The sequence below is a fragment of the Enterobacter sp. SES19 genome (assembly GCF_011765665.1).
Lineage (GTDB): Bacteria > Pseudomonadota > Gammaproteobacteria > Enterobacterales > Enterobacteriaceae > Enterobacter > Enterobacter pseudoroggenkampii.
On sequence record NZ_CP050320.1, the window covers coordinates 4,446,442 to 4,466,756 of the forward strand.

Annotated in this window: 24 protein-coding genes; 22 read left to right on the forward strand and 2 right to left on the reverse strand. The window is 58.7% G+C overall.

The genetic code is table 11. The features are described 5' to 3' along the window. Positions 1 to 59: 59 nt before the first annotated feature. Entirely contained in the window at positions 60 to 653 is a 594-nt protein-coding gene (gene yhgN, locus GXP72_RS21295; protein ID WP_003861574.1) for an NAAT family transporter YhgN, read from the forward strand. Positions 654 to 766: 113 nt separating this feature from the next. Here yhgN and tusA read toward each other — a convergent pair whose 3' ends face one another. Further along, positions 767 to 1,009 carry a sulfurtransferase TusA gene (tusA, locus tag GXP72_RS21300; RefSeq protein WP_008503071.1) on the reverse strand — a complete coding sequence of 81 codons (243 nt, stop codon included), beginning with the start codon at positions 1,007 to 1,009 and terminating at the stop codon, positions 767 to 769. Between the two features lie 167 nt (positions 1,010 to 1,176). On the opposite strand from tusA, the gene GXP72_RS21305 reads away from it, so the two are divergent. Together GXP72_RS21305 and GXP72_RS21310 are read left to right on the forward strand one after the other, a co-directional pair. Then, the gene (locus GXP72_RS21305; protein ID WP_032648297.1) at positions 1,177 to 1,842 is read left to right on the forward strand and encodes a 7-cyano-7-deazaguanine/7-aminomethyl-7-deazaguanine transporter; all 666 of its coding nucleotides are present in this window, start codon (positions 1,177 to 1,179) and stop codon (positions 1,840 to 1,842) included. 72 nt (positions 1,843 to 1,914) lie between these two features. Next, positions 1,915 to 2,472: a DcrB family lipoprotein gene (locus GXP72_RS21310; protein WP_008503073.1), complete on the forward strand. Its 558-nt coding sequence runs from the start codon at positions 1,915 to 1,917 to the stop codon at positions 2,470 to 2,472. Between the two features lie 4 nt (positions 2,473 to 2,476). On the opposite strand, the gene GXP72_RS21315 is transcribed toward GXP72_RS21310, so the two are convergent. Further along, complete coding sequence (locus GXP72_RS21315) at positions 2,477 to 3,694, reverse strand: MFS transporter (protein WP_148769376.1); 1,218 nt, start codon at positions 3,692 to 3,694, stop codon at positions 2,477 to 2,479. 145 nt (positions 3,695 to 3,839) lie between these two features. Here GXP72_RS21315 and GXP72_RS21320 point away from each other — a divergent pair, with 145 nt between their 5' ends. The 19 genes from GXP72_RS21320 to GXP72_RS21410 all read left to right on the forward strand — a co-directional run bounded on the left by GXP72_RS21320 (position 3,840) and on the right by GXP72_RS21410 (position 20,314). Then, the gene (locus GXP72_RS21320) at positions 3,840 to 4,889 is read left to right on the forward strand and encodes an AI-2E family transporter (RefSeq protein ID WP_024908881.1); all 1,050 of its coding nucleotides are present in this window, start codon (positions 3,840 to 3,842) and stop codon (positions 4,887 to 4,889) included. Between the two features lie 336 nt (positions 4,890 to 5,225). Further along, positions 5,226 to 5,615 (forward strand): hypothetical protein, encoded by a 390-nt coding sequence (locus GXP72_RS21325; RefSeq protein WP_024908880.1) that lies wholly within the window; start codon positions 5,226 to 5,228, stop codon positions 5,613 to 5,615. Positions 5,616 to 5,684: 69 nt separating this feature from the next. Beyond that, entirely contained in the window at positions 5,685 to 6,788 is a 1,104-nt protein-coding gene (locus tag GXP72_RS21330) for a class I SAM-dependent methyltransferase (protein WP_208763313.1), read from the forward strand. 28 nt (positions 6,789 to 6,816) lie between these two features. Continuing rightward, the gene (locus GXP72_RS21335) at positions 6,817 to 7,539 is read left to right on the forward strand and encodes a beta-ketoacyl synthase chain length factor (protein ID WP_208763314.1); all 723 of its coding nucleotides are present in this window, start codon (positions 6,817 to 6,819) and stop codon (positions 7,537 to 7,539) included. Beyond that, positions 7,536 to 8,351 carry a lysophospholipid acyltransferase family protein gene (locus tag GXP72_RS21340; RefSeq protein ID WP_024908877.1) on the forward strand — a complete coding sequence of 272 codons (816 nt, stop codon included), beginning with the start codon at positions 7,536 to 7,538 and terminating at the stop codon, positions 8,349 to 8,351. The genes GXP72_RS21335 and GXP72_RS21340 overlap by 4 nt, the downstream gene beginning before the upstream one ends. Further along, a complete protein-coding gene (locus GXP72_RS21345) occupies positions 8,332 to 8,589 on the forward strand; it encodes a phosphopantetheine-binding protein (protein WP_008503081.1) in 258 nt (85 codons plus the stop codon). The genes GXP72_RS21340 and GXP72_RS21345 overlap by 20 nt, the downstream gene beginning before the upstream one ends. Positions 8,590 to 8,601: 12 nt before the next feature. Beyond that, positions 8,602 to 8,853, forward strand: coding sequence for an acyl carrier protein (locus GXP72_RS21350; RefSeq protein ID WP_024908875.1), 252 nt, complete (start codon positions 8,602 to 8,604; stop codon positions 8,851 to 8,853). Between the two features lie 6 nt (positions 8,854 to 8,859). Next, positions 8,860 to 9,447: a hypothetical protein gene (locus tag GXP72_RS21355; RefSeq protein ID WP_032648291.1), complete on the forward strand. Its 588-nt coding sequence runs from the start codon at positions 8,860 to 8,862 to the stop codon at positions 9,445 to 9,447. Then, complete coding sequence (locus GXP72_RS21360) at positions 9,440 to 10,801, forward strand: AMP-binding protein (RefSeq protein WP_208763315.1); 1,362 nt, start codon at positions 9,440 to 9,442, stop codon at positions 10,799 to 10,801. The genes GXP72_RS21355 and GXP72_RS21360 overlap by 8 nt, the downstream gene beginning before the upstream one ends. After that, the gene (locus tag GXP72_RS21365) at positions 10,788 to 11,141 is read left to right on the forward strand and encodes a hydroxymyristoyl-ACP dehydratase (protein WP_157189825.1); all 354 of its coding nucleotides are present in this window, start codon (positions 10,788 to 10,790) and stop codon (positions 11,139 to 11,141) included. Before GXP72_RS21360 ends, GXP72_RS21365 begins: the two co-directional genes overlap by 14 nt. Continuing rightward, on the forward strand, positions 11,132 to 12,823 hold the full coding sequence (locus GXP72_RS21370; protein ID WP_148769381.1) for a glycosyltransferase family 2 protein: 1,692 nt from the start codon (positions 11,132 to 11,134) through the stop codon (positions 12,821 to 12,823). The genes GXP72_RS21365 and GXP72_RS21370 overlap by 10 nt, the downstream gene beginning before the upstream one ends. Before the next feature lie 3 nt (positions 12,824 to 12,826). Then, positions 12,827 to 13,249 carry a thioesterase family protein gene (locus GXP72_RS21375; protein WP_061716356.1) on the forward strand — a complete coding sequence of 141 codons (423 nt, stop codon included), beginning with the start codon at positions 12,827 to 12,829 and terminating at the stop codon, positions 13,247 to 13,249. Next, complete coding sequence (locus GXP72_RS21380) at positions 13,246 to 13,851, forward strand: outer membrane lipoprotein carrier protein LolA (RefSeq protein WP_024908869.1); 606 nt, start codon at positions 13,246 to 13,248, stop codon at positions 13,849 to 13,851. Before GXP72_RS21375 ends, GXP72_RS21380 begins: the two co-directional genes overlap by 4 nt. Further along, positions 13,820 to 16,144 (forward strand): MMPL family transporter, encoded by a 2,325-nt coding sequence (locus GXP72_RS21385; RefSeq protein ID WP_208763316.1) that lies wholly within the window; start codon positions 13,820 to 13,822, stop codon positions 16,142 to 16,144. Before GXP72_RS21380 ends, GXP72_RS21385 begins: the two co-directional genes overlap by 32 nt. After that, a complete protein-coding gene (locus GXP72_RS21390) occupies positions 16,141 to 16,719 on the forward strand; it encodes a DUF3261 domain-containing protein (RefSeq protein WP_024908867.1) in 579 nt (192 codons plus the stop codon). The genes GXP72_RS21385 and GXP72_RS21390 overlap by 4 nt, the downstream gene beginning before the upstream one ends. A 1-nt stretch (position 16,720) precedes the next feature. Continuing rightward, entirely contained in the window at positions 16,721 to 17,890 is a 1,170-nt protein-coding gene (locus GXP72_RS21395; protein WP_208763317.1) for a beta-ketoacyl-[acyl-carrier-protein] synthase family protein, read from the forward strand. After that, on the forward strand, positions 17,887 to 18,360 hold the full coding sequence (locus GXP72_RS21400) for a 3-hydroxy-fatty acyl-ACP dehydratase (RefSeq protein WP_032648277.1): 474 nt from the start codon (positions 17,887 to 17,889) through the stop codon (positions 18,358 to 18,360). The genes GXP72_RS21395 and GXP72_RS21400 overlap by 4 nt, the downstream gene beginning before the upstream one ends. After that, positions 18,357 to 19,088: a 3-ketoacyl-ACP reductase FabG2 gene (locus tag GXP72_RS21405; protein ID WP_148769384.1), complete on the forward strand. Its 732-nt coding sequence runs from the start codon at positions 18,357 to 18,359 to the stop codon at positions 19,086 to 19,088. Before GXP72_RS21400 ends, GXP72_RS21405 begins: the two co-directional genes overlap by 4 nt. Then, positions 19,085 to 20,314: a beta-ketoacyl-ACP synthase gene (locus GXP72_RS21410; protein ID WP_148769385.1), complete on the forward strand. Its 1,230-nt coding sequence runs from the start codon at positions 19,085 to 19,087 to the stop codon at positions 20,312 to 20,314. The genes GXP72_RS21405 and GXP72_RS21410 overlap by 4 nt, the downstream gene beginning before the upstream one ends. Position 20,315: the final 1 nt, after the last annotated feature.

The following is a 20,315-nucleotide window of genomic DNA, read 5'->3' on the forward strand; positions in this document are numbered from 1 at the left end:
GCAATCAGAAATACAGCTAATTATCATAATAACCATAGAGAATTTCAGGGATAATTTACATGAGTGAAATCATTTCCGCAGCGGTTTTATTGATTCTGATAATGGATCCACTGGGTAACCTGCCGATCTTCATGTCGGTGCTGAAGCACACCGAGCCGAAGCGCCGCCGGGCGATCATGATCCGCGAGCTGCTCATCGCCCTGCTGGTGATGTTTATCTTCCTGTTTGCCGGGGAAAAAATTCTCGCATTCCTGAACCTGCGCGCCGAAACCGTGTCGATTTCCGGCGGGATTATTCTGTTCCTGATTGCCATTAAGATGATTTTCCCGAGCGCGGAAGGCAGCAGCAGCGGGCTGCCTGCGGGTGAAGAGCCGTTTATTGTGCCGCTGGCGATCCCCCTCGTCGCGGGCCCGACCATTCTGGCCACGCTGATGCTGCTGTCGCATCAGTATCCGAACCAGATGAGTCATCTGGTGATTGCCCTGCTGATTGCCTGGGGCGGGACGTTTATTATCCTGCTGCAGTCGTCCCTGTTCCTGCGCCTGCTGGGTGAGAAAGGGGTGAACGCGCTGGAGCGCCTGATGGGGCTGATTCTGGTCATGATGGCGACGCAGATGTTCCTGGACGGGATCCGGGCGTGGATGAAAGGATGACTTTCTCCCTCTCCCCGTGGGAGAGGGTCGGGGTGAGGGCATCAGGCCGCAGAGGACGTATTTTTGCCGGGTGGCGGCTTTGCCTTACCCGGCCTACAACACCACCAGCCCATCTACCCCTTACGAATTAAATACCGGTACGGCAGCGCCTCGGTCTGCTGTGCCACCAGCTCATGTTCCATAAAGGTACAAAAGCCTGGAATATCGCGGGTTGTGGCCGGGTCATCGGCAATAATCAACAGCGTTTCACCGGTCTGCATATTGCGCACGGTCTTACGTACCATCATTACCGGTTCCGGGCAGCGGAGGCCCTGGGCATCAAGGGTGTGGTCTGGGCTGGAAAACAGGTCGGTCATGATCTTCTCGGTCAGATAAAAACGGCTGTAGTTTACGCCCGGTTGCGATCAATGCAAACCAGGTTAACGATTGCGTAAAAACTAACCATTGCAATGTCCTGCCAAAGCAGTATCATGCTGCGGTTTTTATTGGGTTCCCTCACCCCAACGTATAAAAAGGTCACAATATGACGTCGTTTTCCGAATCTCAGCGCGTAAAAGCGTTGTTCTGGCTTTCGCTTTTCCATTTGCTGGTGATCACCTCCAGCAACTATCTGGTGCAGCTCCCGATCTCCATCTTTGGTTTTCATACCACCTGGGGCGCGTTCAGTTTTCCGTTTATTTTCCTCGCGACCGATTTGACCGTGCGTATCTTTGGCGCACCGCTGGCTCGCCGCATTATTTTTTCGGTCATGCTCCCGGCGCTGTTCATCTCGTACGTGATTTCGTCTCTGTTTTATATGGGAAGCTGGCAGGGCTTTGAGGCGTTAACCCACTTTAACCTGTTTGTCGCCCGTATCGCCGCCGCCAGCTTTATGGCCTACGCGCTGGGGCAGATCCTCGACGTGCACGTGTTTAACCGCCTGCGGCAAAATCACCGCTGGTGGATGGCGCCAACCGCCTCCACGCTGTTCGGTAACGTGAGCGATACGCTGGCCTTCTTCTTCATCGCCTTCTGGCGCAGCCCGGATGCGTTCATGGCCGAACACTGGATGGAAATCGCGCTGGTGGACTACTGCTTCAAGGTCCTCATCAGCATTGTCTTCTTCCTGCCCATGTACGGCGTACTGCTCAATATGCTGCTGAAAAGGCTGGCAGATAAATCTGAAATCACGGCATTGCAGGCTGGTTAAGGGTTCGCTTTATCAGTTGTGATAAGATGAGCGAATGAGCCGTTATGGCCGTTTATCGAAAGGAAGAAGTCAATGCGCAATCTGGTTAAATATGTCGGGATTGGCCTGCTGGTTGTGGGTCTTGCAGCCTGTGATAACAGCGACACGAAAACGCCTGCTCAGGGCGCATCCGCAGAGAGCAACGCGACCGGCCAGCCGGTCAATCTGATGGATGGCAAACTCAGTTTCTCTCTGCCAGCCGATATGACTGACCAGAGCGGCAAGCTGGGCACCCAGGCGAATAACATGCACGTTTACTCCGACGCAACCGGGCAGAAAGCGGTCATTGTAATTGTGGGCGACGACACCAGCGAAGATCTGGCCGTTCTGTCCAAACGTCTGGAAGATCAGCAGCGCGGCCGCGACCCGCAGCTGCAGGTCGTGACCAATAAATCCATCGAGCTGAAAGGTCATAAGCTGCAGCAGTTGGACAGCATCATCTCTGCAAAAGGCCAGACAGCTTACTCCTCTGTCGTGCTGGGCAAGGTCGATAACAAACTACTGACCCTGCAGATCACCCTGCCAGCGGAAGATCAGCAGAAAGCACAGACGGCTGCTGAAAACATCATTAACACCATCGTGATCCAGTAACGATTCACGATGATGACGTGGCCTCCGGTGCCTGCACCGGGGGCCATTTTTTTAGCCGCCACGTCAGCAGCAGCGCAATAATCACCAGACCCGCCGCGGCAAGATAGATCACCGGCACGCCTGCCCAGGCCATCACCAGCCCCGCCAGCGGGCCGGTAATGCCTAAAGACATATCCATAAACACCGTATAGGTCGCCAGCGCCGCCCCCTGATTCTGCTGCGGCACGGCTTTTACCGCCACCACGCCCAGCGCCGGGAAGACCAGAGAAAAGCCTGCCCCCGCGAGGAAGACGCCCACTTTCGCGACCCAGGGCACCATCGCTATTCCGGTCAGCAGCAGCCCAACAATCTCTATCGCAAAGCAGATCATCGCCACGTTCAGCCCGCCCAGACGGTTGATGCCGTTAGGGAAAAGCAGGCGCGCGCCAACAAACGCACAGCTGAACAGGGTTAACGCAAAGGCCGCACCGTCCCAGCCTTTGGCGTCATAGAATAGAGTAATGAAGGTGGCTATCACGCCGAAGCCAGTTGTCGCCAGCGCCAGGGCCATGCCGTACGGCCAGACGCGCCCCAGCACCGCCCGAAACGGCAGTGGCTTGCCTTTGCTGGCCTTCACCTTCGGGCGCGGCAGCGCCAAGAGGATCGCCAGCAGCGCGACCGCCATAATGGTGATGGCCAGCCCATGCAGCCCGCCCAGCGCATAGCAGGCCACGCCGAGCGGCGCACCGAGCGCCATCGCACCGTAGGTGACAATCCCGTTCCAGGAGATCACCCGGCCAATGTGCGGCGCGCCGACAACCCCCACGCCCCACAGCGTCGAGCCGGTTCCCGCCAGACTTTGCCCAATGCCCAGAATGACGCGCCCCAGGCAGAGCAGCGCCAGGCTGACCAGCGGCCAGTGGCTGGTTGCGGCAGCCAGAAGATAGCTCAGGCCGCTGAGGAAGCAGCCGCACAATCCCACCACCACGATGCTTTTTGGACCGAACGTGTCCGCGTAGCGCCCGGCATGCGGGCGGCTGAGGAGCGTGGCGAAATACTGCAGGCTAATCACCAGCCCCGCCCAGAAGGCGCTGAAGCCCATCACGTCATGGACATAGCCCGGCAGGACCGCCAGCGGCAGGCCAATGGTCAGATAGCTGGCAAAGTTGAAAATCACAACGGAAACGATGCGCAGATTGAGGCGCAGTCCGCTCAGTGCCGGTTCAGCGGCAGGTTCGGGCATGGGGTTCTACCTGGATTTTTTACAACAGTGTTTCACTATTACCACGCCCCAATAAGAAAATCAGCCCCGACTTTCAGATTAACGGCCCCAGACGAAGCGGAGCCCGGACACTACACTTATCGGGTCATCACATTAAGGAACACGCATGATCGCTAACCCGTCCGACAAAGCAGGGCTCCATATCTTATTAAAACTCGCCTGTCTGGTGGTTATCCTTGCGGGTATCCACGCTGCCGCTGACATTATTGTCCAGCTCCTGCTGGCGCTCTTTTTTGCCATTGTGCTTAATCCGCTGGTCACCTGGTTTTTACGCCGGGGCGTCAGCCGTCCGGTCGCCATCACCATCGTCGTCATCGTGATGCTGATTGCCCTGACGGCGCTCTTTGGCGTGCTGGCGGCCTCGCTGAGCGAATTCTCCACCATGCTGCCGCAGTACAACAAAGAGCTGACCCGTAAGATTGTCGCACTCCAGGAGATGGTGCCCTTTCTTAATCTGCATATCTCACCCGAACGGATGCTGCGCAGGATGGATTCCGAGAAGGTCATGACCTACGCCACCACGCTGATGACGGGGCTTTCCGGCGCGATGGCCAGCATTCTGCTGCTGGTCATGACGGTGGTGTTTATGCTGTTCGAAGTCCGCCACGTTCCCTATAAGCTGCGCTTTGCCCTGAACAACCCACAAATTCACATTGCCGGATTACACCGGGCACTAAAGGGCGTTTCCAAATATCTGGCGCTGAAAACGCTGCTGAGCGTCTGGACGGGGATCATTGTCTGGCTGGGGCTGATGCTGATGGACGTGCAGTTCGCGCTGATGTGGGGCGTGCTGGCGTTTCTGCTCAACTACGTGCCCAATATTGGCGCGGTGCTTTCCGCCGTGCCGCCGATGATTCAGGCGTTTCTGTTTAACGGCTTCTACGAATGCATGCTGGTCGGCGCGCTGTTCCTCGTCGTGCATATGGTGCTGGGCAATATTCTTGAGCCGCGCATGATGGGACACCGGCTGGGCATGTCGACGCTGGTGGTGTTTTTATCCTTACTGATTTGGGGATGGCTGCTGGGCCCGGTCGGGATGCTGCTGTCGGTCCCCCTGACCAGCGTATGTAAAATCTGGATGGAAACCACCAAAGGCGGCAGCAAGCTGGCGATCCTGCTCGGGCCGGGGAGGCCGAAAAGCCGGCTACCCGGGTAACCGGCCTACCTGTACAGGTAGGTTTAAAGCGTCAGTAATACACCGTAAATTACCGCGTCCCTAATCCGTCGCGGTATTTTTATTTGCGTTAAGGCGATATTCACTCTGTCTTTATTTACGCCACGCGCATTATGTTGAAACGCAATTCATGATTTAACGCAAATTATAAAAAATGAAATTCTTATTTATTTTCCATGTTATTATGCCCGCCTTCGCGTCAACGCAATGCAAACATTAATATTGATTAAAAATACATCTGGCGGCTAAAAAAAGCCGGATGCGTATTATTTGTAAAAACCACCACCTTTAATTGTTATTATTGATATGGAGTTGTTGATGAAAAAGATCGTTAAATGGTGTACTGCTGCCGTATTCGTGGGTGCACTGGCAGGCTGTGCGCGTACCGCCCCAATCGCTCAGGTTCACTCTATTGTCAGCGCGGGTCATACTGCCGATCAGGTAAAAACGGCAATTTTGAAAGCAGGCCAAAAGCGTGACTGGATCATGACGGAAGCGGGTCCTGGGGTGATTAAGGGACGTCTGCAGTCACGCGATCACTCGGTCCAGGTGAGTATTCCGTACACGGCAACAAGCTATTCAATCAACTATGAAAACAGCCTTAACCTGAAAGCGGCAGACGGTAAAATTCACAAGAATTATAACCGCTGGGTGAATAACCTCGACCACGATATTCAGCTGAACCTCTCCGCTGGCGCCGCGCTGTAATATTTTTCTAAAGTCGGGCCGCGTATGGCCCGATAACCTCTCTTTATTGCCCTAAAAGGTTACGCAGTAATGTACGAAAAGGACACACTCAGCGCACTGGATGCCATTACCGAAGCGCAACGCATCGCCTTTGCCCCGATGTTATTCCAGACTGCGCTTTGTCTGCGTAACTCAGGCGTTCTCGCCTGGCTCGATAAACAAGGCAAAGAGGGAGCTACCCTCGAGGAAATAACCGAAAATAGCACCCTGAGTAGCTATGGTGTCAGCGTCCTGCTGGATATGGGATTAAGCGGACGCATCGTTACCCAACAGGATGGACGTTATTTTCTGGCGAAAGTGGGACATTTTTTACTGCACGACGCAATGACCCGCGTAAATATGGATTTCACTCAGGACGTTTGTTATCAGGGGCTATTTCACCTGGCGGACGCCCTGCAGGAAGAAAAGCCGGCCGGATTAGCCGTGTTTGGCAACTGGCCAACCATCTACCCGGCATTATCCCAATTACCGGCTCCGGCGAAAGAGAGCTGGTTCGCCTTTGATCATTACTATTCTGACGCCGCTTTTGACGCTGCGTTACCATATATATTCGCAAGCTCGCCGACAAAATTGTACGATGTGGGCGGAAATACGGGTAAATGGTCGTTACGCTGCTGCCGCTATGACGAAAATGTTGCCGTGACGATCCTCGATCTGCCGCAGCAGATAGCGCTGGCGCAGGAAAACATCGCAAAAGCAGGTTTTTCTCATCGTATTGGATTCCATGCTGTCGATATGCTTAGCCCAGCAGCATTGCCGGGTGACGCCGACGTCTGGTGGATGAGCCAGTTCCTGGATTGTTTCTCTCCGGATCAGATTGTCGCCATGCTGACGCGCGTCGCACAGGTCATGAAGCCAGGCGCACGCTTGTGCATCATGGAGCTTTTCTGGGATGCCCAGAAGTTTGAAGCGGCCTCTTTCAGCCTGAATGCCACCTCGCTCTATTTCACCTGTATGGCGAATGGTAATAGCCGGTTTTACAGCGTAGAGAAGTTTTATCGCTACCTGGAGAGCGCAGGTTTCAGCGTTGAACAGCGGCTGGACAACCTTGGGGTCGGTCATACCCTGCTGATATGCACCAAACGTGAACAACAGAGCAGCGTAGCTGCCCGGGTGGCCCAGCCTGCCCTTTGAATACGGTTTTTTTCGCGGACGCGCGTAGATGAAATTTTCACTGAACATTATCGACTGGCAGGCGAGAGCGCCAGGACTCAGCGATGCCACAGAGTGGCAGGCGTGGTCTCGCCTGCAGCTGGCCGTTGACCCAGCGGCCCCGCTTCCCCGGCTGACCGCTTTACCCATGATGACCGCGCGCCGCCTCAATTCAGGCAGTAAGCTGGCGGTGGACATTGGTCTTGCCATGCTGCAAAAGCACGCCATTGATGCCGTCGTCTATTCCAGCCGTCACGGCGAGCTGGAGCGCAACTACCGTATTCTGCATGCTCTGGCGACCGGGCAGTCCGTTTCCCCCACCGATTTCGCCATGTCCGTGCACAATTCCGCGGTGGGCAATCTCACGATTACCGCACGCCAGGCCATCGTCTCATCATCCATCTCAGCCGGACTGGACACCTTCCAGCAGGCCTTATGTGAAGTGCTGAGCCTGCTGCATGCGGGCTATTCCCGCGTCCTGCTGGTCGATTTTGACGGCGCGCTGCCGGAATTTTACCATCCGGCGTTACCGCCGCAGATGCCCACCTGGCCGTACGCGCTGGCGCTGGTGATTGAATCCGGCAACGGATTGCAGTGTGAAACCCGCAGCGGCAGCACGGGTGAAGAACCCGTCCTGCCGCAAAGCCTGTTGTTCCTGCAACGCTATCTCAGCGAGGCACGGCAGTTTGTGGTGCCCGGGGAACGTTTGCTGTGGCAATGGACGCGCGCATGAACCGCCTGGCTGCCCGTATCAACTGGTTATGGCGTCTGGTGATGACCGGCTTCTGCTTCGCGCTGTTTGGCGTGGGCGGGCTGCTGCTGTCGCTGGTCTGGTTCAACCTGCTGCTGATCGTCCAGCGCGATCGCGCCAGCCGTCGTCGCCTGGCGCGTCGCAGCATTGCGGCCAGCTTCCGCTTCTTCCTGACCGTTGCTCGCAGCCTCGGAGTACTTGACTATCGCATTCACAATCTTGACGCGCTGCGCAGCGATCGGGGTTGTCTGGTGGTGGCTAACCACCCCACGTTAATTGACTACGTGATTCTGGCGTCGGTGATGCCGGAAACCGACTGTCTGGTGAAGAGCGCGCTGCTGCGCAACCCGTTTGTCAGCGGCGTTATCCGCGCGGCGGATTACCTGATTAACAGCGAAGCCGAGCCCCTGCTCGCGGCCAGCCAGCAGCGTCTGGCTCAGGGCGACACGCTTTTAATCTTCCCGGAAGGCACGCGTACCCGATTTGGCGAGGCTATCTCCCTCCAGCGCGGCGCGGCAAATATCGCCGTGCGCTGTAACAGCGATCTGCGGGTGGTGCTGATCCACTGTAGCGAACATCTGCTGGATAAAAAAAGTCACTGGTATGATGTACCGCCAGAAAAACCTGTTTTCACCGTGGATGTCCGCGACCGCGTGAACATCGACGAATTTTACGATGCAACTGAACAAGAACCGGCGCTGGCGGCAAGGCAGTTAAACCGGCATCTACAGCATCGATTAACATCAGGCCTTCAATCTTTGTCAGGAATTAATGATGCAAGCGCTTTATCTTGAAATTAAGAATCTCATTATCACCACGCTGAATCTGGACGAGCTTACCGCAGAGGATATTGATACCGATGCCGCGCTGTTTGGCGATGGGCTGGGTCTCGACTCTATCGACGCGCTGGAACTGGGGCTGGCCGTGAAAAACCAGTATGGCGTGGTGCTTTCCGCCGAAAGCGAAGAGATGCGCCAGCACTTCTTTTCCGTCGCCACGCTGGCGTCCTTTATCAACGCTCAACGCGCCTGAGATGTGATCACGATGACCGAACAAGAAACCATTTATCAGGAAGTCTGTGGCCTTTTGACCAAGCTCTTTGAAATCGACCCGCAGGATATTACGCCCGAAGCCCGTCTTTACGAAGACCTGGAGCTGGACAGCATTGATGCGGTGGACATGATTGTTCATCTGCAGAAAAAGACGGGCAAGAAAATCAAGCCGGAAACCTTCAAATCGGTTCGTACCGTTCAGGATGTGGTAGACGCCGTCGAACAGCTTCTGCGCGAAGAGTAAGACATTGTGCGTGGTGGACGGACGTTCCCGGTCATCCCACTGCTGACGGGGCTGATGCTGCTGGCGTGGCCCTTCCTGATTGGATTTGGGCTGACGCACAACAGCCTGCAATGGCTGTTACCGGTGATGGCGCTGGTATTGCTGCTGCGGCTGCGTCAGGCGCAGCGAAACACCGGCCCGATGCGGTACGTGGTGCAGTGTGTTGCGCTGGCGGGCATCGTGCTCTGCGCGGCCAGCTATCTGCTGAAAACCCATCAGTGGCTGCTGCTCTACCCGGTGGTCGTCAACCTGGTGATGCTGGCCGTGTTCGGGGGTTCGCTGTGGACCGCGATGCCACTTGTCGAGCGACTGGCGCGCTTGCGCGAGCCAGATTTGCCCCCGGAGGGCGTGCGCTATACCCGCAGGGTGACTCTCGTCTGGTGCGGCTTTTTCATCGGTAACGGCGCGATGGCGCTGTTCACCGTCCTCCACGGCGACATGCATCTGTGGACGCTGTGGAACGGTATGGTGGCTTACATCCTGATGGGGACGCTGATGGCGACAGAGTGGCTGGTGCGCCAGCGGGTGATAAAAAAAGAGATGCACAATGACTAACCCCCTTCCACTGGGCCAGTGGTTAAACGCGCCGCGCCCTGACGATACGCCCGTTGCCTGGCTTGACGATCGTACCTGGACGCTGGGCCAGCTGCGCCACGACGTGACCTTACTGGTCGACACCCTGCGTCAGCAGGAAGGCGAGCGCTGGGCGCTGTGCTTTGAAAATAGCTACCTGTTTATTGTTGCGCTGCTGGCCTCGCTGCATGCCGGTAAAACACCGGTCATTCCCGGCCATAGCCGCGTCTCACAGCTTGAAGAACAGCAGGCGTTGTTTAGCGGCGTTCTGAGCGATCGGACTCTCGCTTTCCATGGGAAGCTGATTGTGGTGGCCTCCCACCATCAGACAGTTAACCACTGGGCGCCCCTGCCGGAGATTGACGAAAGCCGCTTCGTAGAGCTGTTCACCTCCGGCTCCACGGGTACCCCGCGCCGGGTGATTAAGCACATCGTCAGTCTGGATCGCGAGGCCCGTCTGCTGGCTGACCGCTTCGGCGAGCGTCTGGCCGGATGCAGCGTTGTCGCCTCGGTCGTACCGCAACACCTGTACGGTCTGACATTCCGCATCGTATTGCCGATGGCGCTGGGTCTGCCGCTGCATGCCGCGATGCTCTATTACGCAGAACAGCTGGCCGCCCTTCCTCATGACAGGCTTTACCTGTTCATCAGCAGCCCGGCGTTCCTGAAGCGCCTGGATACCGAGCTGGCCGCGCCGCCCGTCAGGATGCTGATTTCCGCAGGCGGAATGCTGCCCTGGTGTGACGTCGCCACCACCGCTGGCTGGCTTAACATCTGCCCGGATGAAATTTATGGCAGTACCGAAACCGGGATCCTTGCCTGGCGCCTTCGCCAGCAGGATAACGTCCCGTGGCTGGCGTTCCCCGGCGTGATCTTCCATCTGGAAGATGAAGCCTGTCGCGTCACGTCGCCACTGATCCATGAGGCTGAAGGACTCCAGCTGGACGATATCCTCCACTTCGATAGCGAGGGGCTGTTCAGCATCGCCGGTCGTCGCGGGCGGGTGGTCAAAATTGAAGAAAAGCGCATCTCGCTTAACGAGATCGAACGTCGCCTGCTGGAGCTCGACGGCATTTGCGAAGCGGCTGTACTGCCGGTCACGCGCGGAGGCCGTCAGGGGATTGGTGCACTGCTGGTCCTGGACGAAGCGGTTCGTCAGCGCGGGTATATGCAGGATAAAAAAGCGCAGGAGTTCGCCTGGCGTCGCGCCCTGCTGCCGTGGCTTGAGCCGGTCGCCGTTCCACGCTACTGGCGTATTGTCGATGAAATGCCGGTAAACAGTATGAACAAGCGTGTCTATGCGCAGTTAGAGGAGTTGTTTCATGAAAATTCATGAAATTGAGCGCCACCAGACACAGCCGGAGAAGCTGGAAATCATTTTGCATCTCGACGCGGCGCTGTTCTGGTTTCAGGGCCATTTTGCCGTACAACCGCTACTGCCCGGCGTTGCACAGCTTGACTGGGTGATGCACTACGCCACGACATTACTGGCACCGGGCTACCGCTTTCACAGCATTCAAAACGTGAAGTTCCAGGCGCCTCTGCTGCCGGAAACCACGGTCACGCTGGTGCTTGAGTGGCATGCCGAACGTCAGATGCTGACCTTCAGCTACCAGCGTCACGCCGGGGATGAGCGCCATACCGCCAGCAGCGGAAAGATTCGTCTATGTCAGTAATCTTTCGCCCCTGCGTTCTAATCCCGTGCTACAACCACGGCGCCATGATCGCCAGCGTGCTGTCGCGTCTCGCACCGTTCGGCCTGCCGTGCCTGGTGGTGGATGACGGCAGCGAAGCTGTCACCCGTCAGGAGCTCGAACGCCTGGCGGCGGCGGAGCCACAGATGACGCTGGTCCGTCTGGCGCAAAACGCCGGGAAAGGTGCCGCGGTCATCAGGGGGCTGGAGGAGTGCGCGCGCGCGGGCTATACCCACGCCGTGCAGGTGGACGCGGACGGCCAGCACGCCATCGAAGATATCCCCAAACTGCTGGCGCTGGCAGAGCGCCACCCGGACGCGCTGATTTCCGGCCAGCCCATTTACGATGATTCCATTCCACGCTCGCGACTCTACGGTCGCTGGGTAACCCACGTCTGGGTGTGGATTGAGACCTTATCCCTGCAGCTTAAAGATAGCATGTGCGGCTTTCGGGTCTACCCGGTCTCGCCCACGCTGCGGCTGGCAGCGCGTGAGCCGCTCGGTAAACGGATGGACTTTGACACCGAAGTGATGGTCCGTCTCTACTGGCAGGGCAACACCAGCGTCTTTCTGCCCACCCGCGTGACCTATCCGAAGGACGGGTTGTCCCACTTCGATGCGTTAAAAGATAACGTGCGGATCTCCCTGATGCATACCCGACTCTTCTTCGGCATGCTGCCCCGCATGCCCGGCCTGCTTTTCCGTCGACGCCGCCAGCACTGGGCGCAGCAGGACGAAGTCAAGGGTCTGCGGGGGATGCGCCTGATGCTGCGCGTCTGGCAACTGCTGGGGCGGCGGGCCTTTGCCGTGCTGCTGTGGCCGGTGATCGGCGTGTACTGGCTTATCGCGCGTCCGGCGCGGCAAGCCTCGCGGCAGTGGATTGCGAGAGTGAAGCAAGAACTGCGTCAGCGGAGCATGCCTGTTCCCTCACGGCTCAACAGTTTTTTCCATTTTATGCGCTTTGGCAACGCGATGCTGGATAAAGTCGCCAGCTGGCGCGGTGAGCTGAAGTTTGATCGCGACGTGGTCTTTGCTCCCGGCGCGAGCGAAGCGCTAGATATCGCGGCGCCGCAGGGCAAGCTCCTGCTCGCCTCGCACCTTGGCGACGTAGAAGCCTGCCGGGCGCTGGCTCAGCTGGAAGAGAGCAAAACCATCAACGCCCTGGTTTTCAGCGAGAACGCCCAGCGCTTTAAGCAAATCATGAGCGAAATGGCGCCGCAGGCCAGCGTAAATTTGATGTCGGTTACCGACATCGGCCCGGACACCGCGATTGCCATAAAAGAGAAGCTTGAGCGCGGAGAGTGGGTCGCGATTGTGGGCGATCGCATCGCGGTGAATCCGCAGCGTGGCGGTGACTGGCGCGTGATCTGGAGTCCGTTCATGGGCCAACCTGCGCCGTTCCCACAGGGGCCGTTTATTCTGGCCTCCATCCTGCGCTGCCCGGTGGTGCTGATTTTCGCTCTGCGCCAGCAGGGGAAGCTCACCCTGCACTGCGAACCGTTTGCCGACCCGCTGCACCTGCCGCGCGGTGAACGCCAGCAGGCGCTGCAGGATATCGTCGATCGCTACGCGCAGCGGCTGGAGCATTACGCCCTCATGTCGCCGCTCGACTGGTTTAATTTTTTCGATTTCTGGCATCTGCCAGAGTCCAGAGAGAAGGAGTAAAGGGTGCTGACCGATCCCCGCTTTACGACTGAAGTCGAGATCACCGTTCCGTTCCACGACGTCGATATGATGGGCGTGGTCTGGCACGGTAACTATTTCCGCTACTTTGAGATCGCCCGCGAGGCGCTGCTCAATCAGTTTAACTATGGCTATCGCCAGATGAAGGCCTCCGGCTACGTTTGGCCCGTCGTCGATACCCGGGTGAAATACCGCGATGCGGTGACCTTTGAGCAGCGAATTCGCGTCCGCGCACACATTGAAGAGTATGAAAACCGCCTGCGCATTGCCTATCAAATTTTCGATGCGCAGACCGGCAAACGCACCACCACCGGTTACACCATCCAGGTGGCAGTAGAAGAAGCCACCCGCGAAATGTGCTTTGTGAGCCCGGCAATACTGTTTGAACGAATGGGAGTGACGCCATGAAATGGTTGCCTTTGCTGGCGCTGATCGTCAGCCCGCTGGTCAGCGCCGTGACGCTGGATGAACTGCAGCAGCGCTTCACCGAGCAGCCTGTCGTGCGTGCGCACTTCGAACAGGTTCGCACGATAAAAGATATGCCGCAGCCGCTGCGCTCGCAGGGCGAGATGCTGATCGCCCGCGACAGTGGCCTGCTGTGGGATCAAAAAGCGCCGTTTCCGATGACGCTCCTGCTGGACGACAAGCGGATGGTTCAGGCGATCAACGGCCAGCCGCCGCAGACCATCACTGCCGACAATAATCCGCAGATGTTCCAGTTCAACCACCTTCTGCGGGCTCTGTTCCAGGCCGACCGCAAGGTGCTTGAAGAGAACTTCCGCATCGATTTTAAAGACCAGGGAGCAGGCCGCTGGTCGCTGGTGCTCACGCCAAAAACGACGCCGCTGGACAAGATTTTCGCCACCCTCGATCTGGGCGGCGCGACCTATCTGGAGACGATTCGCCTCAACGACAAACAGGGTGACCGTACCGATATCGCCCTTTCACGCCACCAACTGACGCCCGCCAGCCTGACCGATGACGAACGCCAACGCTTTGCCGCACCGTAAATCCCTGCGCCCGGCGCTGCTGTGGGCCACGCTATGCCTGATCCTGCTGGGCGTGCTGCTGTCGCGGCTGCCCGGCGCGCGGCTGAACAGCAGCGTGCTGGCCATGCTGCCGAAACAGACGCTGGGGGCGATCCCGCCGGCGCTTAACGACGGGTTTATGCAGCGTCTCGACCGCCAGCTGGTCTGGCTGGTTAGCCCCGGCAAAGAGCCGGATTCGCGCGTGGCGCAGCAGTGGCTGGCGATGCTGCAAAGCAGTGACGCGCTCAGCGAGGTCAAAGGCCCGATGGACGCCGCCGGGCAAAAAGCCTGGGGAGAGTTCTTCTGGCAGCACCGCAACGGCCTTATCGATCCCGCCACCCGCGCCCGCCTGCAAAACGGCGGAAACGCGCAGGCGCAGTGGATTTTATCTCAGCTCTATTCAGCCTTTTCCGGCGTCAGCGGCAAAGAGCTGCAAAACGATCCCCTGATGCTGATGCGCGGCTCGCAGCTCGCTCTGGCGCAAAACGGCCAGAAGCTGCGGCTGATGGACGGCTGGCTGGTCACAAAAGATGAGGCGGGAAACTACTGGTATCTGCTTCACGGTGAACTGGCGGGCTCGTCATTTGATATGCAGCAGACCCACCGGCTCGTGACGACGCTTAACGCGCTGCAGGAGACGCTCAAAGCCCGTTACCCGCAGGCACAGCTGCTTTCCCGCGGAACCGTGTTTTACAGCGATTACGCCAGCCAGCAGGCCAAACGCGACGTCTCAACGCTGGGCATCGCCACCCTGCTTGGCGTGTTCCTGCTCATCGTGGCGGTGTTCCGCTCTCTGCGTCCGCTGCTGCTGAGCGTGCTCTCGATTGCCATCGGCGCGCTGGCGGGCACGGTGGTAACGCTGCTGCTCTTTGGCGAGCTGCACCTGATGACGCTGGTGATGAGCATGAGCATCATCGGTATTTCAGCCGACTACACGCTCTACTACCTGACCGAACGGATGGTGCACGGCGCGGAGCATTCCCCCTGGCAAAGCCTGGGGAAAGTGCGCAATGCGCTGCTGCTGGCGCTGCTGACGACCGTCGCCGCCTACCTGATTATGATGCTGGCCCCCTTCCCCGGGATCCGCCAGATGGCGGTGTTCGCCGCCGTGGGATTGAGCGCCTCCTGCCTGACGGTGATTTTCTGGCATCCATGGCTGTGCCGGGGTTTACCGGTGCGCCCGGTTCCGCTGATGGTCCCGATGATGCGCTGGCTGGCCGCCTGGCGACGCAATAAAAAATTGTCCGTTGGTTTGCCCGTCGCGCTGGCGCTGCTCTCCGCCGTGGGGATGAGCACCCTGAGGGTGGACGACGATATCGCCCAACTACAGGCCCTGCCAAAAGATATTCTGGCGCAGGAGAAGGCCATTACCGCCCTGACCGGACAGAGCGTCGATCAGAAATGGTTTGTGGTCCATGGCGCCTCGCCTCAGCAAACGCTGGAGCGACTGGAAGCCTTTACCCCGGCGCTGGCCGAGGCGCAAAAAGCCGGAGAGATCGCCCGCTGGCGTACCCTGCCGCTGAACTCGCTGGCCCGCCAGAAAAGCGATCTTACGCTGCTGCGCGACGCTGCCCCTGCGGTAACGAACGTGCTGCAAAGCGCCGGGCTCAACGCCGTCTCCCCGAATCTCGACGCCATGCCGGTCAGCGTGGACGCGTGGCTTAAAAGCCCGGCCAGCGAAGGCTGGCGTCTGCTCTGGCTGACCCTGCCTGATGGAGAAAGCGGCGTGCTGGTGCCGGTGGACGGCGCGAAAAACAGCGCGCACCTCAGTGAACTGGCCGCGTGCCATGATGGCGTCGTCTGGGTCGATCGCAAAGCCAGCTTTGACAGCCTGTTTGCCCTCTATCGCACGCTGCTGACGGGGCTACTGTTTGCGGCGCTGGCAGTGATTGCCTGTGGGGCAATGCTGCGCCTCGGCTGGCGTAAAGGGCTGATAAGCCTGGTGCCTTCCGTGCTGTCGCTGAGCTGCGGGCTGGCGGTCCTGGCCGCAACGGGCCATCCGGTGAATCTGTTTTCACTGCTGGCGCTGGTACTGGTGCTCGGCATTGGCATTAACTACACGCTGTTTTTCAGCAACCCGCGCGGTACGCCGCTGACCTCAATGCTGGCGATTACGCTGGCGATGATGACCACGCTGCTGACGCTGGGCATGCTCGTCTTCAGCGCCACCCAGGCCATAAGCAGCTTTGGTATCGTGCTGGTGAGCGGTATTTTTACCGCCTTCCTGCTGGCGCCGCTGGCGATGCCGGATAAGAAAGAGAGAAAACGTAAATGAACGCTTTTTACCGCGCCGCCGCGCTGGCCGCCGCGCTGCTGCTGGCAGGCTGCAGCCATTCGACCGATACCAAAGAGACGCGTCCCCAGGCCTGGCTCCAGCCGGGAACTAAAGTTACGCTCCCGCCACCCGGCATTAGCCCGGCAGTAAGCTCCCAACAGCTGCTGACCGGCAGCTTTAATGGACAATCGCAGTCTCTGCTGGTGATGCTCAACGCGGATGCGCATAAAGTGACGCTGGCCGGACTCTCTTCCGTGGGCATTCGTCTGTTCCTCGCGACGTACGATGAGACCGGTATTCATACCGAGCAGTCGATCGTCGTGCCGCAGCTGCCGCCCGCCAGCCAGGTGCTGGCCGACGTGATGCTCAGCCACTGGCCAATTAGCGCCTGGCAGCCACAGTTGCCGAAGGGCTGGACGTTAACGGACAATGGCGATCGACGCGAGCTGCGCAACGCCAGCGGCAAGCTGGTGACGGAGATTGTCTATCTGCAGCGCAAAGGCAAGCGCGAGCCGATCAGCATCGAGCAACACGTATTCAAATACCACATCACCATTCAATATCTGGGTGACTGAGATGATTTATATTTCCGCTGTTGGCATGGTCAACGCGCTGGGCAACTCGCCTGATGAGATTGCTGCGAACCTGACGGCAGGCGTGGCGCCGGGGATGCATGCCCGGACCGGCTGGCTGCAGGACTCACCCGAAGCCGTACTGGGTGGCGTGGAAGGCGAGCTGCCGACCATCCCGGATACCTTGTCCGCACACCGCACCCGCAACAACCAGCTGCTGCTGGCCGCGCTGGCGCAGATTCAGTCGACCGTCGACGAGGCCATCGCCCGCGTCGGTCGCGACCGCGTGGCCGTGGTGCTGGGAACCAGTACCTCCGGGCTGGATGAAGGCGATGAGCATGTGCGCCGCATGACCGACGGCGAGACCAGCACGCGCTGGCAGTATGCGCAGCAGGAGCTTGGCGATCCGTCCCGCTTCCTTGCCAACTGGCTTCAGCTCGAGGGCCCGGCCTATACGATCTCGACGGCCTGCTCTTCCAGCGCGCGGGCGATGATCGGCGGCAAACGCCTGATCGACGCCGGACTGGTGGATATCGCCATTGTCGGCGGGGCCGATACCCTGAGCCGAATGCCCGTCAACGGTTTTAACAGCCTTGAATCCTTCTCCCCTACGCTCTGCGAGCCGTTCGGTCGCGATCGCCGGGGGATCACCATCGGTGAAGCCGCCGCGCTGATGGTGCTGAGCCGTGAGCCCGCCGATGTGGCGCTGCTCGGGACGGGCGAATCCAGCGATGCTTACCATATTTCCGCTCCGCATCCGCAGGGCGAAGGAGCGATCAGGGCCATCACGCAGGCGCTTAATGACGCGGGTATGCAGCCGGAGGATATCGGCTACATCAACCTGCACGGCACGGCCACGCCGCTCAACGATCAGATTGAATCGCAGGTCGTTCACGATCTCTTCGGGGAAAGCGTGCCGTGCAGCTCAACCAAACACCTTACCGGCCATACGCTGGGCGCTGCCGGCATTACCGAAGCGGCCCTGAGCTGGCTGATCCTGACGCGCGATCTGCCCTTGCCGCCGCAGGACTTCGCCCGCTACGCACCGGACGACACGCTGGCGCCGTGCGGCCTGCTGCACCAGAGTGCCGCTCTGAAAAAACCGATCATTCTGTCTAATTCGTTCGCGTTTGGCGGCAATAACGCCAGCATTCTGCTGGGGAGAGCGTCATGAGCTACTTATCACCCGTCGACTATTTGCCGCACGATGCGCCAATGATGCTGCTCGAGTCCGTTGAGTGCGTTACGGATGACACGGCGGTATGCCGCGTTGTGGTCGACAGGCAAAGCGTACTGGCGCCGTTTCTGAATGCCGATGGCGATCTGCCGGGCTGGTACGCGCTCGAGCTGATGGCGCAGACCGTCGGCGTCTGGTCAGGCTGGCATCGCCAGCAGCAGGGGCAGGATCATATTGCGCTGGGCATGGTGCTCGGCGCGCGCGAGCTGGTCTGCGCCAGCGGGCGTTTTACGCAAGGTCTGACGCTGGAAATCACCGTAAAACTGCTGATGCAGGACGAACGCTTCGGCAGTTTTGAATGCGCGATTTCCGCTGATGAAGAGACGCTGGCCACGGGCCGGGTCAACACCTTCCAGCCGAGCGCAGAAGAATTAACCTCGCTTTTTAATCAGGGATCTAACGCATGAGTCGTTCCGTACTGGTCACAGGGGCCAGCAAAGGCATAGGGCGCGCCATCGCCCGCCAGCTCGCCGCCGACGGGTTTACCGTAGGCGTGCATTACCATCGTGATGCCGCAGGCGCGCAGGAGACGCTGGACGCCATCACGCAGGCGGGTGGCAACGGTCGTTTACTCGCCTTTGATGTGGGCAACCGCGAACAGTGCCGCGAGGTGCTGGAGCAGGACATTGAAGCCCATGGCGCATGGTATGGCGTGGTCAGCAACGCCGGTATCACCCGCGATGGCGCCTTTCCGGCATTGAGTGAAGACGACTGGGACAGCGTGATCCACACCAATCTCGACAGTTTTTATAACGTCATTCACCCCTGCATTATGCCGATGATTGGCACCCGTAAAGGGGGACGTATTATCACCTTATCGTCCGTATCCGGCGTGATGGGCAACCGCGGGCAGGTGAACTACAGCGCGGCAAAAGCGGGCATTATCGGTGCTACCAAAGCGCTGGCGATTGAGCTGGCAAAACGCAAAATCACCGTGAACTGCATTGCCCCGGGGCTGATTGATACCGGCATGATTGAGATGGAAGAGGCCGCGCTGAAAGAAGCGATGTCCATCATTCCAATGAAACGCATGGGCCAGGCTGAGGAGGTCGCCGGGCTGGCAAGCTATCTGATGTCAGATATTGCGGGCTACGTCACCCGCCAGGTCATTTCCATTAACGGAGGAATGCTATGACGCGTCGCGTGGTGATTACGGGCATGGGCGGCGTGACCGCCTTTGGCGAAAACTGGCAATCCGTGTCCAGCAGACTGCTGGCGTATGAAAACGCGGTGCGTAAAATGCCGGAATGGCAGGTGTATGATGGCCTGCACACCCTGCTGGGTGCGCCGATCGATGATTTCACGCTGCCGGAACACTATACCCGCAAGCGTATTCGCGCCATGGGCCGGGTGTCGTTGATGTCGACCCGCGCCACCGAGCTGGCGCTGGAGCAGGCGGGATTGATTGGCGAAGCGGTACTCACCAACGGGCAAACCGGTATTGCCTACGGTTCTTCTACAGGCAGTACCGGACCGGTCAGCGAATTCGCGACCATGCTCACCGAAAAGCACACCAATAACATCACCGGGACAACCTACGTGCAGATGATGCCGCACACGACCGCGGTGAATACCGGCCTGTTCTTTGGGCTACGTGGCCGCGTCATCCCGACGTCGAGCGCCTGTACGTCCGGCAGCCAGGCGATTGGCTACGCCTGGGAGGCGATTCGCCACGGCTACCAGACCGTTATGGTTGCGGGGGGCGCTGAGGAGCTGTGCCCGTCTGAAGCGGCGGTGTTTGACACGCTGTTTGCCACCAGCCAGCGTAACGACGAACCCAAAACCACCCCTTCACCGTTCGATACGCAACGCGATGGTCTGGTGATTGGGGAAGGCGCAGGTACCCTGATACTCGAAGAGCTGGAGCATGCCAAAGCGCGCGGAGCCAGGATCTACGGCGAAATCGTGGGCTTTGCCACTAACTGTGACGCGGCCCATATCACCCAGCCTCAGCGTGAAACCATGCAGATTTGCATGGAGCAGTCGCTGGCCATGGCGGGATTAAGCGCCCTGGATATGGGGTATATCTCCGCGCACGGTACCGCCACCGATCGCGGTGATATCGCCGAAAGTCAGGCCACTGCCGCTATCTATGGTGACAACGTGCCGGTCTCCTCGCTGAAGAGCTATTTTGGCCATACGTTAGGGGCCTGCGGCGCGCTGGAAGCGTGGATGAGCTTGCAGATGATGCGTGAAGGCTGGTTTGCCCCGACGCTCAATTTAACCCACCCGGATGAGCAATGCGGTGCTTTAGATTATATTATGGGGGAAGCCCGCCAGATCGATTGCGAATATCTGCAGAGTAATAACTTCGCGTTCGGCGGCATCAACACCTCGATTATCATTAAACGCTGGGCGTAAC

Coding starts and splice junctions, on each gene's coding strand:
- yhgN (WP_003861574.1), top strand. CDS start 60: ATGAGTGAAATCATTTCCGCAGCGGTTTTATTGATTCTGATAATGGAT.
- tusA (WP_008503071.1), bottom strand. CDS start 1,009: ATGACCGACCTGTTTTCCAGCCCAGACCACACCCTTGATGCCCAGGGC.
- GXP72_RS21305 (WP_032648297.1), top strand. CDS start 1,177: ATGACGTCGTTTTCCGAATCTCAGCGCGTAAAAGCGTTGTTCTGGCTT.
- GXP72_RS21310 (WP_008503073.1), top strand. CDS start 1,915: ATGCGCAATCTGGTTAAATATGTCGGGATTGGCCTGCTGGTTGTGGGT.
- GXP72_RS21315 (WP_148769376.1), bottom strand. CDS start 3,694: ATGCCCGAACCTGCCGCTGAACCGGCACTGAGCGGACTGCGCCTCAAT.
- GXP72_RS21320 (WP_024908881.1), top strand. CDS start 3,840: ATGATCGCTAACCCGTCCGACAAAGCAGGGCTCCATATCTTATTAAAA.
- GXP72_RS21325 (WP_024908880.1), top strand. CDS start 5,226: ATGAAAAAGATCGTTAAATGGTGTACTGCTGCCGTATTCGTGGGTGCA.
- GXP72_RS21330 (WP_208763313.1), top strand. CDS start 5,685: ATGTACGAAAAGGACACACTCAGCGCACTGGATGCCATTACCGAAGCG.
- GXP72_RS21335 (WP_208763314.1), top strand. CDS start 6,817: ATGAAATTTTCACTGAACATTATCGACTGGCAGGCGAGAGCGCCAGGA.
- GXP72_RS21340 (WP_024908877.1), top strand. CDS start 7,536: ATGAACCGCCTGGCTGCCCGTATCAACTGGTTATGGCGTCTGGTGATG.
- GXP72_RS21345 (WP_008503081.1), top strand. CDS start 8,332: ATGCAAGCGCTTTATCTTGAAATTAAGAATCTCATTATCACCACGCTG.
- GXP72_RS21350 (WP_024908875.1), top strand. CDS start 8,602: ATGACCGAACAAGAAACCATTTATCAGGAAGTCTGTGGCCTTTTGACC.
- GXP72_RS21360 (WP_208763315.1), top strand. CDS start 9,440: ATGACTAACCCCCTTCCACTGGGCCAGTGGTTAAACGCGCCGCGCCCT.
- GXP72_RS21365 (WP_157189825.1), top strand. CDS start 10,788: ATGAAAATTCATGAAATTGAGCGCCACCAGACACAGCCGGAGAAGCTG.
- GXP72_RS21370 (WP_148769381.1), top strand. CDS start 11,132: ATGTCAGTAATCTTTCGCCCCTGCGTTCTAATCCCGTGCTACAACCAC.
- GXP72_RS21380 (WP_024908869.1), top strand. CDS start 13,246: ATGAAATGGTTGCCTTTGCTGGCGCTGATCGTCAGCCCGCTGGTCAGC.
- GXP72_RS21385 (WP_208763316.1), top strand. CDS start 13,820: ATGACGAACGCCAACGCTTTGCCGCACCGTAAATCCCTGCGCCCGGCG.
- GXP72_RS21390 (WP_024908867.1), top strand. CDS start 16,141: ATGAACGCTTTTTACCGCGCCGCCGCGCTGGCCGCCGCGCTGCTGCTG.
- GXP72_RS21395 (WP_208763317.1), top strand. CDS start 16,721: ATGATTTATATTTCCGCTGTTGGCATGGTCAACGCGCTGGGCAACTCG.
- GXP72_RS21400 (WP_032648277.1), top strand. CDS start 17,887: ATGAGCTACTTATCACCCGTCGACTATTTGCCGCACGATGCGCCAATG.
- GXP72_RS21405 (WP_148769384.1), top strand. CDS start 18,357: ATGAGTCGTTCCGTACTGGTCACAGGGGCCAGCAAAGGCATAGGGCGC.
- GXP72_RS21410 (WP_148769385.1), top strand. CDS start 19,085: ATGACGCGTCGCGTGGTGATTACGGGCATGGGCGGCGTGACCGCCTTT.